Source organism: Psychromicrobium xiongbiense, assembly GCF_030271165.1.
Classification (GTDB): domain Bacteria; phylum Actinomycetota; class Actinomycetes; order Actinomycetales; family Micrococcaceae; genus Renibacterium; species Renibacterium xiongbiense.
On record NZ_JASSZH010000026.1, the window covers coordinates 1 to 15,445 of the forward strand.

The window sequence follows — 15,445 nt, forward strand, 5'->3', positions numbered from 1 at the left end:
CCACACCCCTTTAACACCCCACCCACCCACCAATGAACACCAGGCGACCGGGCACGCGCCACTCCGAGTCATGTAGCCAGGATTCGTGAGTTTGCGAAACAACGTCTTAGGCTAAGTCTTGACTCCTCGATCCGGATGACGACAAGGCAGCCGGCTTTGTCGGTGTGATCCCGGGTCAGCGTGACAAGGAACGCAGATGCGAACACTTGTGCTCAATGCTGGATACGAACCGCTTGCGGTGGTCACCTTCCGCCGTGCGCTGATCTTGGTGCTGGCAGGTAAAGCCTCCATTCTGGCCGAAGACGAGGCGCCGGTCGTCGCACCGCGCAAGACTCTCAGCCGTCCCTCGGTCATTCTGCTCCATCGCTATATCCGACTGCCCTACAGCATCGACACGCCCGTCAGCCGTCGGGGGGTGCTCCGACGCGATGACCATCGCTGCGCCTACTGCGGTGGTTCGGCGAGCACTATCGATCACATTCAGCCCAAGTCCCGGGGTGGTGCGGATTCCTGGGAGAATCTGGTGGCGGCCTGCCTGAGGTGTAATAACCTCAAGAGCGATCACACGCCGGCTGAGATGGGCTGGCGTCTGCGCTTTGTGCCCAGTGAACCGCGCGGGGGGCGCTGGCAGCTCCGAGAACTGGAGCGCTCCACCCCTCAGTGGGATCCCTTCCTGACACAGTTTGCCGCCTGAGCTGTTCCGGGGCACCCTTGTGAGACCTCGGCAGCTTCGTGGTACGCAGGACGCGCCAGCCGGAGCGCCTCTCCGCGTCGGCATGCATGTGTCAGGGTGGAGTGATCATGACTGAAGTACTGAAACACACCTGGGATGAAGCCCGCGCTGCCGCGTTTGCCGCCAGTGAGCCTTTGGCGTTGCGCATGCTTCCTCTCGACCAGGCTGCTGGTGGGGAGCTTCGGACGGATCTGCATGCACCCCGACCGGTTCCGGATCGAGACACCGCCATGATGTCCGGCTGGGCGGTGAATGGTTCGGGCCCATGGATCCCCGTGATCGATCAGAATCGGCTGTTCCCCGGGCAGGCGCAGCAGGTGTCGGCCGATCGTCCGGTTCCGGCGGCCACTCGCGCCGTAGTGGCAGCGGACGATGCCGTGACGGATCTCGATGACGATGGCTTGCCGCGCCTGCGGCTGAGTGAGCGAGTTGCGCCAGGGCATCCGCGCGCAGGTCAGGGGCTGACGATGCCGGGCGGCGAGATCGGTGCCGACGAACTGCTGGTGAAAGCAGGGGAGCGTCTTGAGGCACGGAGCATCGCCCTGGCGCGGCTCGCCGGCGCGTCGTCTGTCCTCATCCGGCCAAGACCTACCCTGCACGTGCAGGCGGGGTCAGCGCGAGTCGGGCGCATCGTTCGCGATCTCTGTGCAGCTTTCGGAGCATTCGAGGCCATGGACGCCCGCGAAACCGCGCTGGGGGACCTTCCACCGGTACCGGAACCGGACCCCGCGGACCTGACGATCGCCCTGGGGGAAGCCGGGCGGCATCGAACGCTGGAGGCCTGGCGCGATCGTCATCCAGCCGCTGGGACGTCCGTGACGGAGGTGGTAGCGGCGGTTGCCCTCGCCGCGGGCAGCTTCAGGCTGGAACGCCTTGAGACCGCGGGAGTGTGTGAAGATCCGTCTGCCGCGGACTCGGCGTCTGTTCCGCTGTTGTTGACGCTGGCTGAAGAACTGGCGCCCGCGCTGCTGGGCATGCTGCTGGCAGTCCCCTCAATCTATGCCGGGCTGAGCGGCGCAAGCTATCCGGAGATTCCGCAGCTTCCGGTGGGTGCCGCGCTGGAAGCCACCGAGGGTCCCAGTCGTCTGTTGCCTTTCAGGGAGATGTTTGGCTTCGCCTCCCCGACGGGTGCGCCACCGAAATCCACCCGACAGGCCACCGCGGAGCCAGGTCGGGTGGCCGAACTGATGCGGGCCCAGGGCGTGCTGGTGGTGCCGCCGAGCGGCGCCAGGATGGGACAGGAACTCCCGGTCCTGCTCTTCGGCTGATCCGGCGTCGGAGCCGAGTCAGCGATCGAGGTGCGCTCTATTTCCATTCTCTGGAAAGCCCACTAAGATTGTTAAGTCCACTTTAGTGATAAAAATACGCGCTCTGCTTCGTAGGAGAACATCTGTGCATGACGATCGTCTGTTGACCGAAGCCCGTCTGGACCGGTTTATCCGTGAGCGTCTGGCTCCGGCAGGCTATCGACGTCGTCTGGCCCTGACCATGACCCGCTGGGACGCGCCGGGAGAGCCGATTCCCTTTGCCGAAGCGGTGCTGCAGACCTTCCGTCCGACCGCGCCTGGCGAGGCCTGGGGCGCGCCCTGGGCTACCACGTGGCTGCATGTGCAGGGGGAGGTCCCTGCGGCTTTCCTGGCCGAAGGCACCTCGGCCGAGATCGTCATCGACCTCGGCTACAGCGAGGAGCTGCCCGGCTTCCAGTGCGAAGGTATTGCCTGGCGGCCCGACGGCACCATCGCCAAGGCACTTTCTCCCCGGAACCGCTACATTCCGCTGGATCTGGTGGCGGAGGATGGCATCATCGATTTCTATGTGGAAGCCGCAGCCAACCCCAATGTGACCCAGAACTGGACCTTTCAGCCCACCACGCTGGGCGACCGTGCCACCGCGGGAACTGACCCGCTGTACCGTCTGGGCGCCATCGAGCTCGCCGAGCGTGATCTTACGGTTTGGGAGCTGCAACAGGATGTCTGGACTCTCTCCGGTCTGATGCACGAGTTGCCGACGGACCTGCCACGCCGCCACGAGATCCTGCGTGCGCTGGAGCGAATGCTCGATGTCATGGACCCCGATGACGTTCCCGGCACTGCCGCGGACGGCCGGGAGGCGCTGGTCGGAGTGCTGGCCAGTCGTGCTTATCCCTCGGCCCATCAGCTGGTGGCTGCAGGCCATGCCCACATTGATTCGGCCTGGCTGTGGCCGGTCCGCGAAACCATCCGCAAATGTGCCCGCACCTTCTCCAACGTGGTGGCGCTGATGGACGAGCACCCGGATTTTGTCTTTGCCTGCTCCTCCGCGCAGCAGCTCTCCTGGATCAAGGAGTTCTACCCGGAGCTCTTTGAACGCATCAAGATCAAGGTGGCCGCCGGGCAGTTCGTTCCAGTGGGCGGCATGTGGGTGGAATCGGACACGAACATGCCCGGTGGTGAAGCCATGGCTCGGCAGTTCGTGGAGGGTAAGAGCTTTTTCCGCCGGGAGTTCGGCATCGACTGTCGGGAAGCCTGGCTGCCTGACTCCTTCGGTTACTCCGGTGCCCTGCCGCAGATCGTGGCCTCTGCAGGCATCGGCTGGTTCCTCACTCAGAAGATTTCCTGGAACCAGGCGAATGTGATGCCGCATCACACCTTCCAGTGGGAAGGCATCGACGGAACCCGGGTCTTCACACACTTCCCGCCGGTGGACACCTACAACTCGGAACTCAGTGGGCGCGAGTTGGCGCACGCCCAGCGCAACTACCGGGAGAAGGGCCGCAGCAATGTCTCGCTGGTGCCCTTTGGCTGGGGCGATGGCGGCGGCGGGCCCACCCGGGAGATGATCGCTGCCGCGCGACGGACGGCGTCGCTGGAGGGATCGCCCGCTGTCCGGATGGGCTCGCCCCGAGAGTTTTTCGAGCAGGCGCAGGCGGATTATCCGGTACCGCCGGTCTGGCTGGGCGAGATGTACCTCGAACTGCACCGGGGGACCTACACCACCCAGGCGAGGACCAAAAAGGGCAACCGACGCAGTGAACATCTGCTGCGCGAGGCCGAGCTCTGGGCCACGACGGCTTCGGTCCGCACGGGTGCTGACTACCCTGCCGAGGAGTTGAAGCGACTCTGGCAGCTGGTGCTGTTGCAGCAGTTCCATGACATCCTGCCCGGCAGCTCCATCGCCTGGGTGCACCAGGACGCCGAACGGAACTATGCCGCCATCGCCCGCTCTGCGGAGGAACTCATCACCGCCTCGCTGCGGGTCCTGGTGGGTGAGGGTGCTACCCCGTTCACCGTCAACGCGGCACCCCAGGAACGCTCCGGGGTTCAGGCCCTCGGCATATCGCAGCCACATGCGAGTGGCCCCGCGGTGACCCTGACCGCGCAGGACGGCGGCTGGGTACTGGACAACGGGATCATCCGGGCTGAGATTGAGGCCACCGGGCGGATCACTTCCCTGGTCGACTACGCCAGCTGTCGGGACGCCATCGCCCCGGGATCCTATGGCAATGTGCTGGAGTTGCATCGCGATACGCCGAATGCCTGGGACGGCTGGGACATTGACGAGTTCTACCGGCGCAATGTGCAGGAGCTGACCGAGGTGTCCGCCTCCCGCGTGGAGGGCGATGAGCGGGAGATGACGCTGGTGCTCGAGCGTCCGGTCGGTCAGTCCGTGGTGGTGCAGCGCATCAGTCTGGTCGCCGGATCACCCTCCCTGGCCCTGAACCAGCAGATTGACTGGCAGGAGACGCAGAAGCTGCTCAAACTCGGTTTTGCCCTGGATCTGCGTGCCGACCGGAGCTTCTCGGAGACCCAGTTCGGCCACATCGCCCGCCCCACCCACACCAATACCTCCTGGGAGGCGGCGAAGTTTGAAATCTGCGCGCACCGCTGGATTCAGGTGAACGAGCCGGGCTACGGCGTCGCCATCTCCAACAGCTCCACCTATGGACATGAGGTCACGCGGAGCGTCCGGGATGCCGACCAGGGGAGCACCACCACAGTGCGCCTGTCCCTGTTGCGGGCACCCCGCTACCCCGACCCGGCCTCGGACCAGGGGGACCATGAGTTGCTGGTGACCGTCCGGCCTGGTGCCGACATCGTCGATGCCGTGGAGGAGGGCTACCGGACCAACCTGCCGCTGCGTCAGATCACCGGTGGTAGTCCGGTGGAGCCGTTGTTCACGGTGACGAATCCCGCGCTCACCATTGAGGCGGTGAAGCTGGCGGAGGACGGCTCCGGCGACCTGGTGGTCCGGTTGTACGAGGCACTGGGGCAGCGGTCCTCCGGGATGCTGCAGGCCAATTTCCCGGTCACGGCCGTGGCGGCGACCGATCTCCTGGAGGATGCTTATGAGCAGATGCCCGGGGGCATCCTGCTGGGTAGTCTTTCAGTGGTCGACGACTCGGTATCGGCTGGCAACGCATCGGTCGATCCGAGCGTGGTCCAGCTTCGGTTGCGACCCTTCCAGCTGGTGACGCTGCGTTTCTCGCGCTGAGTCCTGGGCCCTGAGCACTGGGGTGCTGGGTCCTGGGGTCCGCGTCCGCTGAGCGGGTTCACTGTCCTTCTGCGGCTTACTGTCGGTGCCAGAGACTACTATCGAACGTGGACTGGCTCTGGATGGTTCGGGGCAGTGAGAGGACAACAACACCATGAGTATGGAAGGTGCCGCCTGGCACTCGCTGTGGAGCGCTTCACGGGAAAAGACGGAGGAAGTGGTCAGCCGGGATACGGTCCGGCGGACCCTGGCCTTCGCCCGCCCCTACCGTGCGCGACTGGCGGTGTTCATTGCGCTTTCGGTGGTGGCCGCGGTGATTGCCGTGGCTACGCCCCTGCTGGCCGGGCAGATCGTGGATGCGATCGTGGCGCGGGCAGACCTTCAGCTCGTGGTCACCCTGGCCTTGTTGATCGCGGCTGTTGCCGTGGCCGATGCTGGGGTGAGCATGCTGGTGCGCTGGATCTCCTCGCGACTCGGTGAAGACGTCATCGTGGATCTGCGCACCGCAGTGTTCGATCACGTCCAGCGGATGCCGATCGCTTTCTTCACCCGGACCCGGACCGGTGCGCTGGTCAGCCGGCTCAACAGCGATGTGATCGGTGCCCAGCAGGCCTTCAGCGGAACACTCTCCGGCATTGTCAGCAACCTGGTGACACTGGTGCTGACCGTCATCGTGATGATGCGAACCTCCTGGCAGGTGACTCTTCTGGCGCTGGTGCTGTTGCCGATCTTCCTGATTCCGACCCGGCGGTTCGGCAGAAGGATTGCGGTGCTGCGTAAGGAATCGGCGAATCTGAACGCGAGCATGAGCACTCAGATGACCGAACGGTTTTCCGCCCCCGGCGCCACACTGGTCAAGCTGTTTGGCCGCCCGGCAGAGGAATCCCGGGCCTTCGAAACCCGGGTGCGGCGAGTCAGGGACATCGGCGTTAAAACCACGATGATGCAGTTCACCTTTGTCACAGCGTTGACCTTGGTGTCTGCCCTGGCCCTGGCACTGGTCTACGGTCTCGGTGGCTACTATGCGATCCGGGGGGATCTTGCGGCGGGCGACGTCGTGGTGCTGGCACTGCTGCTGACCCGGCTGTATGCGCCGCTCACCGCGCTGGTCAGCGCCCGAGTGGATCTGATGAGCGCCCTGGTCAGCTTTGCCCGGGTCTTCGAAATCCTGGATCTCAAGCCACTGATCGATGAAAAGCCGGATGCCCGCGCGCTGCCCGCAGGCCCGCTCGGTGTGGAATTTGATGCCGTGCGGTTTGCCTACCCCTCAGCGGACAAGGTCTCACTCGCCTCGCTCGAAGAGGTTGCCACCCTGGACACCCGGGGAGGCGAGGACGTGCTGCACGGGATCAGCTTCCGTGTGGAGCCCGGGCAGACCGTGGCTCTGGTGGGATCCTCCGGTGCCGGAAAGTCGACCGTGGCCCAGCTGCTGGCCCGACTGTACGACCCGGACTCCGGGACGGTCCGTCTGGGCGGCGTGGATCTGCGGGATGTGCGGTTTGACTCTCTGCGGACCTCGCTGAGTATGGTCACCCAGGACGGACATCTGTTCCATGAGACGATTCGGTCCAATCTGCTGCTGGCCAAGCCGGGCGCGAGCGAGGACGATATCTGGTCCGCGCTGGCCAAAGCCCGGCTGGATACGCTGATCGCCTCGCTGCCCGATGGCCTGGATACGGTGGTGGGGGAGCGAGGCTACCGGCTCTCCGGCGGAGAACGCCAACGGCTGACCATTGCCCGACTGCTGTTGGTGCAACCGGCCGTGGTGATCCTGGACGAGGCCACCGCAGCGCTGGATTCGACCAATGAGGCAGCCGTGCAGGCGGCACTGGGTGAGGCGCTGAGTGGACGGACCGCCGTCGTGATCGCGCATCGACTCTCGACCATTCGCGATGCCGATGTGATCCTGGTGGTGGAAGGCGGGCAGATCGTTGAACGGGGAACGCACGAGGAACTGCTGGGTACCCGGGGTCGTTATGCAGAACTGTATGAAACGCAGTTTGCTTCCGGGGATACACACTCCTAGACGGTGTGGACACTCACTGGTCGGCCCTAACCGAGTGGGCGCTCGTCGAGCGGGATGCGGTAGCGTTCGGCAAGAGCTCTGATCATGACCTCGTAGGCCTCGCGGTAGTCCAGGAGTTGCTCATGAAGGATGCCCTCCGGGTACCGTTCCAGCGCCAGAGCGTACCCGCGACACCGGGAAGCATAGGTGTGGACAATGTTCGCCTTGGCCGTCGGGGTGGCCCTGAAACGACCGACCAGCATGATCAGCCAGAAGACCAGGACCACGCCGATGACCAACACCCAGAACCACGGCTGATGGATGGGCGCTGAAGCCACGTCCGCCGTGCTGGTCGCGGCGCCGGTGCGATAGTTGACACACTGATCGCCCGGGCGCATGGCCTGCCCGCCGCAGCTTGGCCCCTCATTCACGACTCGGTAGCCGATGACCCCCAGCACGATAGCGACGAGCAGAGGCACGATGAGCCAGCCCATCCCGTTTCGCCAACGCAGGGCGCTGCGTCGCTCCTCGGCAACGAACCTGGCGGTACTCATGCCGCGCTGGGCGGCGTTCACCAGGCTCAGGGCGCTGCCTTCGGCATCGAGAACCCCCGCTGGGCGACGGATTGCTGCAGGAGGCCCCTGCTGCGGATGTGGCTGCCGGTTGGGCTGTGAGCTGGTCATGATGATTCACTCAGCCTTGGTCGTGGACGGGCTGAACTGATCGTGGGCCTGTTGCCAGATGTCAGGGCGGAAATGCCGGAGCCATGCGCCAAATTCTGACTCATCCCAGCGTCCAGAGGCACTCCGGGAAGGGTTGATGCCTTGCCAGGGGATGCCGCTCGCCTCATCGATTCCCCAGAGTGTTCGGTGCTGCTCGTACTGGGCCTTGACCAGCCCGGAAGCATCGACATCAAGGGCAAGGACGCCGTGGCCGATGAGGCCCAGCGGGTGGCTCGCTGCGAGAACATTGGCGGCGTTAATGGCGCGTCGGCGTTGAGGGGTGCGGTAAGGCCCGATGTTGGGCACTTTGGTGGCTGCTACCAGATCTTGCCAGGCAATGAAACGAGTGGCGTGTGGTTCCCGTGCGGTGATGCCGCGGGCATCCACCGTCAGTGAAGTCCCTTTGACACTCCTGATGAGCATCCGCACCTTGAAAAACACCAGAATCGCCACGATGACGAGGACGATCCCGGCTGCGTAGAGACGCGAGGTCTCAAGTGGCAGTTTGAGCCACAGGATGAACGGCAGGGTGAGCAGGAACCAGAGGAGCACCCCGGCGACCAGCATCAAGATGGTGCCGACGACGATCTGGCTCACGGTATCCCAGACACTCCACACGAAAGGAAAGGTTCTTGGTTGGCGGGGGTCGACAGGGGCGTCTGTCACGATGTCCTCCTCGGGTGGCATGGCGTTGGCCAGCTGTGGAGTCATGCGGCTGACCGCTTGTCCGATTAAGGCTAAAGCGGCTCGGAGAAGGCCTCAATGGGGAGAAGTCCCCATATAAAGGGGATTCCCCGCAGCAGTCGATGCGGAAAGTGCCCGAGACGGGATTCGAACCCACGACCTGCCCTTTAGGAGAGGGCCGCTCTATCCTGCTGAGCTACTCGGGCCGAGTCAGATCACGCTGCCCGGAACGCCAAGAACCGGGCCATCAGCGGACTATGACCACGAAACAGCTTAGCGCAGCGACTCCAACCATGTGTGCACCAGGGGAACCACGCTGGCCCCCTCGCCGCTGGCCGCCGCGACGCGTTTCATGGAGCCGGAGCGGATGTCTCCCACAGCGAAGATACCGCGGACGGCCGTCTCCAGGCTTTCCGGAGGCAACCCGTCCAGCCAGTCGGCTTTGGGCACATCGCGTCCGGTCAGGATGAAACCTCGTCCATCGCGCCGCACCGCTTCCGGCAGCCACCCGCATTCCGGCTGGGCGCCCAGCAGCAGAAACAGCCCGCTTGCCTCGGTCCGGGTCACCTCTCCTGTCTCCACATTGCGGATATCGATCCACCCCAGGGATCCATGGCCGCCTCCGTCGATGATCTCGGACGATCCCTGAACCAGAATGCGCGGATTGTAGGCAATCTCATTGATCAGATAGCTAGACATCGTGGAGCTCAGATCCGGCCGTCGTACCAGAATGGTTACCGACCGGGCAAAACGTGCCAGGTGCACTGCGGCCTGACCCGCAGAGTTCCCGCCGCCGACCACGAAGACGTCGCGGTCCTCCATCTCCCGGGCCGCCGTCATCGCGGTTCCGTAGAACACGCCCGAGCCGACCAGCGCGTCCACCCCCTCCACTCCCAGCCTGCGGTAGTTCACCCCGGGGGCGATGACGACCGCTCGCGCCCGGATGCTGCCCCCGGCAGTGAGCAGCGTGTGGTCCTTCGGGGAGGATTCCAGGCCGTTGACGGACCAGCCGGTGAAGAAACGGGCCCCGAAACGGATCGCCTGACCGCGCGCCCGCTGCGCCAGCCGCATGCCGGAGATACCCCGCGGGAAGCCCAGATAGTTGCGGATCATCGAGCTCGTCCCGGCCTGTCCACCAATGGCCTCGGCCTCCACCACCACGGTGGAGAGACCTTCGGAAGCGCCGTACACGGCAGTGGCCAGGCCCGCCGGCCCGGCACCGACGATCGCCAGATCCACCACCCGGTCCACATCGATATCGCTCGGTGCCCCGTACAGGGAGATGGCGACATCGTGCACTGTGGGGGCACTCACCGGCGCACGGTCATAGGCATGCAGGACCGGGAAAGCGGGTTCACCCTCGATCAGGGCGAGAGACTCCCTCCCCTGAGGGCTCTCCGGGGAGAAGGTTCGCACCGGCATGCCCATCCGGTAGGCAAAGTCGCGCAACGCCACGCTCGCAGCGTCCATCACCGGCGTGATGATCCGCATCGTGTCCACCTCCGGTGCAGCAACGGTGGAGCCCCAGTCGGAGAGCATTTCGGTGACCGCGGTGTGGAATTCCTCGTCCCGGACGCCGCGCGGCATCAGCAGGAAGGCATCGAACTTGCCCTTGGCCAGCCCTGGCCGAAGGGCTTCGGCGTCCTCGCGGAAGTGTTCCCAGTGCGCCGTGACCAGCCGGCGAGCGGTCGGAACGATTCCGCGCCACTCGTGGAAGGCCCTGAGTACCTGCGCATCCGGCAGCCGAGAATCCGCCACGTACAGTGCCACCTGGATGTCCTCAGCCCGCAACTGGGCGGTGAGGTCCAGGGCCTCCCGCGCGCTGTGCGCCACCCGGACGTCGTATTCCCGTCGATAGCGCCAGAACTGCTCTTCCAGCAGAGGACCATGTTCCGCCGAAACCAGTAGAATTGCCGGATTGTTCATGGCTTGAGTGTAGGACCCTCCGTTGGACTGTGGGGGCTGCTGGATAGAGTCGGGTCTATGGGTCGGATCCTGGAAACCTCAGCACACAGCGTGGGACGCAGAACAATCTTCGGTGCCTGGGCCGCGGTCAGTGTGCTTCATGTCTTCATCGTGGAGGCCATCGTTGGCTCGGCCTGGGCCGGGCCGATGCCGTACAACCCGGTAGCGCAGGTGGTCAGCGATCTCGGTGCCGTCCGGTGTGGTGTGCACAACGGACACCTGGTCTGCTCACCACTGCACACCGTGATGAATGTTTCGTTTGAGCTCCAGGGCCTGGCGATGATCCTTGGCGGGCTGTTGTTGAGCAGCACTCTGCTGGGGATTGCCGGGAAGCGTCCGGGGGCGGAGCCGCAACTGCTGGCAGCTCACTGGTCCCGTGCCCTGCTGATGGTCTGTGGGCTGGGCGTCATCCTGGTGGGACTTTTCCCTGAGGACGTGGTTCCCGGGCTGCACTACACCGGTGCGGCGCTCTTCTTCGGTGCGGGGTCTCTGGCCCAGCTGTTGCTGTGGTGGATCTGGTGGAAGCGCAGCCCGGCCTCCTGGGTGTTGCTGAGCTGCGGAGTGATCTCGGTGGCGGCCACCGTGGTGCTGAGTGTCTGCGTATTTTGGCTCAAACTTCCCGGGTTCCCCACTGGGCTGGTGGAGCGGCTAATCGTCTACCCCGTGATACTGGGGTTTGCTGCGGCAGGTCTCACCATTGCCCGCGGCTTGAGCCGGCCCCGACGCCGCAGACTCAGGAGGTCGGGGCAGAGGTCTCCGCAGACGTCTGCCTGAGCCATCCCGGCAGCCTGGAACTGAGCAGCGCCACGCCCGCGGCGAGCACTGAGAACAGCAGAAGGAGCCAGGAGAGGACGACGAGCGCGCTGGCCCAGCCGGTCAGTGCGGCATCCGGGGCGGCCGGGGACACGGCCGCATCCACCAGGATATTGGCCACCAGCTGAACCAGAGCAAAGGCGATGGGGAATGACCAGAGCACCCAGCGCAGGGTCCGACGGCGCACGGTGACTCCGATCAGCAGCAGCCAGGTGAGGCCGAAAATCAGCGGGAACAGCGTCCCCGCAGTTTTGTGCACGTATTGCAGCTGTCCGCGGGCAGCATCGTCCATCGCATCGTGCAAAGAGCTCAGATAACCGGTGTCAAAACCGCCGAGCAGCGAATCAGGCATGGCCAGCCCGTGGGAGAGCTGCGTCATCTGGTTCAGGGTCAGCACGTGGTAGTACCAGAACATGAAAGCGGAGGCCACGACGCCGGCAATGATGATCAGGTGGGCGTTGTTCCTGGTCTGCTGCGGAGTCTGCTGCGAGCTGCCCGCGCTCTGCATGCCGGGAGCCTGGCCTGCAAGAGCGTGATGCGCCAACGGGAAAGTGCCGGGAACGGCCTTGTCGCCGTGCTTTTTCGCGCGTTGCGCGGGGGTTTTGGCCATGGGGTCATTCTAGGCTGAGCATATGTCCAACTCCTTTGAGCCGTTGTTCCCCTCCGGCCAGCCCACCGATGCTGAACTGGCTCAGGCGCTGGTCCGTGCTGCCGGTGACCTCGCGCTGGGTATGCGTGAGCGGGGTCTGCAGGGTGAGCAGAAGACCTCGGTGTCCGATGTGGTCACGGCGGCGGACCGTGCTGCCGAGGCCTTTATCGTGGAGCAGCTGCGCAGATTGCGTCCCGAGGACGGCATCCTGGGAGAGGAGGGCGCGGCCCACGCCGGCACTAGCGGCCGCAGCTGGGTGATCGATCCGGTGGACGGGACCTACAACTTTCTCTCCGGCTCCACCTACTGGTGTTCAGCGCTTGCGCTCAGCCAGGATGCTGCGGGCCATGACTCTGCGAGCTATGGTGCCGCGGGTCAGAATGCGAAAGACCCCCAGGTGCTCTATGGTGCCGTCTACCAGCCGCAGGAGGGCAAGCTCTGGTGCGGCGGGCCGGGCCAGCCGAGCACTCTCAACGGAGTCTCCCTGGAGCCGCTGGAAGACCTTCCGCTGGGCCTTCTGAGCGCAGGAACCTATCTGCACCCCACCTGGCTGGGGGTCCCCGATGCGCGTGATCCCTGGCTCGCAGCAGCTGGCCAGCTGGCGACTTTCCGTCTGCTCGGCTCCGGCTCCTGCGATCTGTCCCGGGTGGCGCAGGGTGAGTTGGGCTGTTGGTTCCAGCATTCCACTGCGCTCTGGGACTGGCTGCCCGGCAAAGCGATCGTCCGTGCCGCTGGTGGGGACACCGCCATCGTGACCGTCCACGGTCTGGACTGGTTCCTGGCCGGGAGCCCGATGGCGGTCCGTGAGTTGTCGGCGGCCTTGCGTTCTGCCTGATGGCAGGGCTGGCCCGAGCGACTGTCGGACCCAGCGCCTAAACTGGATGGACCATGGATATGCTCTTTGACCCGCGCAGGCCTGCCACCGGGGGACCCGGACCTTTTCCGACTTCCGACGACACCCAGGCAGCGGAAGAGCGGAGCCGGGAGCTGCTGCAGGGGCTGAATCCGCAGCAGGAAGCCGCCGTGGTGCATTCGGGTTCGCCGCTGCTGATTGTGGCCGGCGCCGGCTCGGGCAAGACCCGGGTGCTCAGTCACCGGATCGCCTACCTGCTCGCCACCGGACGGGCACACCCCGGCCAGATCCTGGCCATCACGTTCACCAATAAGGCCGCGGCGGAAATGCGTGAGCGGATCGAGGCGTTGGTGGGGGACCGGGCCAGGAGCATGTGGATCTCCACCTTTCACTCCTCCTGTGTGCGGATTCTGCGCCGCGAGGCGGCCACCGTGGGGCTGAGCTCCAGCTTCTCGATCTACGATTCGGCGGACAGCCTGCGACTGATCACCCTGGTGGCCAAGGGCCTTGACCTGGATCCGAAACGCTTTGCGCCCAAGGCGATGCAGCACAAGATCTCAGCGCTGAAAAACGAGCTGATCGACGATGACGCTTTTGCCAGCACGGCGAGCGACCCTTTCGAACAAGGGGTGGCGGAGGTGTACCGGGGGTATACCCAGCGGCTGCGGCAGGCCAATGCGCTGGACTTTGATGATCTGATTGCGCAGACCGTCTGGATGTTCCGCGCTTTCCCGGGGGTGGCGGATTACTACCGGCGTCGCTTCCGCCACGTGCTGGTGGACGAATACCAGGACACCAACCATGCGCAGTACTCCCTGGTCCGGGAAATTGTCGGAGAAGAGCCCGAGCAGGCGGAGCTGACCGTCGTGGGCGACTCCGACCAGTCCATCTACGCCTTCCGCGGCGCGGATATCCGCAACATCGTCGAGTTTGAGCAGGACTACCCGAACGCTCAGACCATCAAACTGGAGCAGAATTACCGCTCGACGCAGACCATCCTCAGCGCAGCGAACGCGGTGATCGAGAAAAACCCGGACCGGCCCGCCAAGCGCCTCTGGACCGCGGAGGGCGACGGCGAGAAGATCGTCGGCTATGTGGCCGAAAATGAACATGAGGAAGCCCGGTTCATCGCCGAGGAGATCGACCGGCTGCAGGACGAAGAAGAGCTCCGTCCCGGTGATGTGGCGATTTTCTACCGGACCAATGCCCAGTCCCGCTCGATCGAGGAAATCCTGATGCGAGTGGGACTTCCCTACCGGGTGGTGGGCGGCACCCGGTTCTACGAGCGCAAGGAGGTCAAGGACGCGCTCGCCTACCTGCGCGTGCTGGTCAATCCGGACGATGACGTCAACCTTCGCCGTATTCTCAACGAACCCAGGCGTGGCATCGGGGATCGGGCGGAAGGCGCGGTGGCGGCGCTCGCCGAACGCGAACGGACCTCCTTCATGGCGGCTCTGCGGCGTGCCGATGAAGCTCCCGCCATGGCCTCGCGGAGCATCAATGCGGTGCGTGGCTTTGTCACGACCATCGATGAGCTCACCGCCATTGCTGAGGCCTCGGGGGCTGCTGCCGCGCTGGAGGCGGTGCTGGATCGCTCGGGTTATTTGGAGGGCCTGCGTGCCAGCAGCGATCCCCAGGACGAGTCCCGGGTGGAGAATCTGGCGGAACTGGTCGCCGTCGTGCGCGAATACGAGCGGGACAATCCCGAGGGGTCGCTGACCGATTTCCTCGAAGGCGTCGCATTGGTGGCCGATGCCGACCAGATCCCGGACGCTCCCGGTTCCGATACCGAGGCGGCGGTGGCGGAAGCGCGACGCCTGGGCGTGGTGACACTGATGACACTGCACACCGCCAAGGGGCTGGAATTCCCGGTAGTCTTCCTGACCGGTATGGAGCATGGGATTTTCCCGCATGCACGCTCCGCAACGGATGAGAAGGAGCTGGCCGAGGAACGCCGACTGGCCTATGTTGGCCTGACCCGGGCACGGAAACGGCTGTATCTGACCCGCTCCGAGGTGCGCAGTCTCTGGGGGCAGAGTCAGTACAACCCGGCGAGCCCCTTCCTGGACGAGGTGCCGCCCGCGCTGATCGACTGGAAACGCGAAGGCAGCGTCCGGACGATTCCCTCGATCGGCTCCTCCGGCTTCGGGCGGGAACGCTACGGGGGTTCCTCCTGGGGCGCTGGAACCTCCTGGGGTACCCGTGCTCCCGGGGCCGCGGTGGGCGGTCGGGATGAAGGGATTCTGCCGCCGAGCCTGTCCTCCCGGACCGTCTCCGCCAAGGCGGCCCAGGACATTCCGGCGCTGGTGACCGGCGATGCCGTGCGGCATGCGACCTTCGGCGATGGCACGGTGCTCTCGGTGGAAGGGGTAGGAGAGAAGGCTGTGGCCAAGGTGCGTTTCGGCGCAGAAGAAAAGCGATTGATGCTGCGGTTTGCACCTCTGGCGAAAATTACTGGAGAGTAACCGACGAGGTTGTGCAGACCCTTTTCTGTCTCTGGATGTCCGGCTGAGTAATCGGAAGGATAATACCCTTGTCTTGAGCCGAAATG

Annotated in this window: 11 protein-coding genes and 1 tRNA gene; 7 read left to right on the forward strand and 5 right to left on the reverse strand. The window is 64.8% G+C overall.

Features of this window, described 5'->3' with window-relative positions; translation table 11 throughout:
* The first annotated feature begins 196 nt into the window (after nucleotides 1-196).
* From QQM37_RS10460 to QQM37_RS10475, 4 genes are all read left to right on the forward strand, one after another.
* Nucleotides 197-694 carry an HNH endonuclease gene (locus QQM37_RS10460; RefSeq protein ID WP_285727248.1) on the forward strand — a complete coding sequence of 166 codons (498 nt, stop codon included), beginning with the start codon at nucleotides 197-199 and terminating at the stop codon, nucleotides 692-694.
* 107 nt (nucleotides 695-801) lie between these two features.
* Entirely contained in the window at nucleotides 802-2,001 is a 1,200-nt protein-coding gene (locus QQM37_RS10465) for a MoeA family protein (protein ID WP_285727250.1), read from the forward strand.
* A 124-nt stretch (nucleotides 2,002-2,125) separates the two neighbouring features.
* A complete protein-coding gene (locus tag QQM37_RS10470) occupies nucleotides 2,126-5,203 on the forward strand; it encodes an alpha-mannosidase (RefSeq protein WP_285727251.1) in 3,078 nt (1,025 codons plus the stop codon).
* 154 nt (nucleotides 5,204-5,357) lie between these two features.
* On the forward strand, nucleotides 5,358-7,229 hold the full coding sequence (locus tag QQM37_RS10475; protein ID WP_285727253.1) for an ABC transporter ATP-binding protein: 1,872 nt from the start codon (nucleotides 5,358-5,360) through the stop codon (nucleotides 7,227-7,229).
* A gap of 26 nt (nucleotides 7,230-7,255) precedes the next feature.
* On the opposite strand, the gene QQM37_RS10480 is transcribed toward QQM37_RS10475, so the two are convergent.
* From QQM37_RS10480 to QQM37_RS10495, 4 genes are all read right to left on the reverse strand, one after another.
* Nucleotides 7,256-7,891: a hypothetical protein gene (locus QQM37_RS10480; protein WP_285727255.1), complete on the reverse strand. Its 636-nt coding sequence runs from the start codon at nucleotides 7,889-7,891 to the stop codon at nucleotides 7,256-7,258.
* Nucleotides 7,892-7,897: 6 nt separating this feature from the next.
* Nucleotides 7,898-8,596 carry a hypothetical protein gene (locus QQM37_RS10485; protein ID WP_285727257.1) on the reverse strand — a complete coding sequence of 233 codons (699 nt, stop codon included), beginning with the start codon at nucleotides 8,594-8,596 and terminating at the stop codon, nucleotides 7,898-7,900.
* A 150-nt stretch (nucleotides 8,597-8,746) separates the two neighbouring features.
* Nucleotides 8,747-8,820: transfer RNA gene (locus QQM37_RS10490), tRNA-Arg, on the reverse strand.
* Nucleotides 8,821-8,887: 67 nt separating this feature from the next.
* Nucleotides 8,888-10,540, reverse strand: a complete 1,653-nt coding sequence (locus tag QQM37_RS10495; RefSeq protein WP_285727259.1) for an NAD(P)/FAD-dependent oxidoreductase — start codon at nucleotides 10,538-10,540, stop codon at nucleotides 8,888-8,890.
* 57 nt (nucleotides 10,541-10,597) lie between these two features.
* Here QQM37_RS10495 and QQM37_RS10500 point away from each other — a divergent pair, with 57 nt between their 5' ends.
* Nucleotides 10,598-11,353 (forward strand): DUF998 domain-containing protein, encoded by a 756-nt coding sequence (locus QQM37_RS10500; protein WP_285727261.1) that lies wholly within the window; start codon nucleotides 10,598-10,600, stop codon nucleotides 11,351-11,353.
* On the opposite strand, the gene QQM37_RS10505 is transcribed toward QQM37_RS10500, so the two are convergent.
* Complete coding sequence (locus QQM37_RS10505; protein ID WP_285727263.1) at nucleotides 11,313-12,002, reverse strand: hypothetical protein; 690 nt, start codon at nucleotides 12,000-12,002, stop codon at nucleotides 11,313-11,315. The two genes, QQM37_RS10500 and QQM37_RS10505, sit on opposite strands and share 41 nt — an antisense overlap.
* A gap of 22 nt (nucleotides 12,003-12,024) precedes the next feature.
* Here QQM37_RS10505 and QQM37_RS10510 point away from each other — a divergent pair, with 22 nt between their 5' ends.
* Nucleotides 12,025-12,876: an inositol monophosphatase family protein gene (locus tag QQM37_RS10510; RefSeq protein WP_285727265.1), complete on the forward strand. Its 852-nt coding sequence runs from the start codon at nucleotides 12,025-12,027 to the stop codon at nucleotides 12,874-12,876.
* Between the two features lie 53 nt (nucleotides 12,877-12,929).
* Nucleotides 12,930-15,359, forward strand: a complete 2,430-nt coding sequence (gene pcrA, locus QQM37_RS10515; protein ID WP_285727267.1) for a DNA helicase PcrA — start codon at nucleotides 12,930-12,932, stop codon at nucleotides 15,357-15,359.
* Nucleotides 15,360-15,445 lie beyond the last annotated feature (86 nt).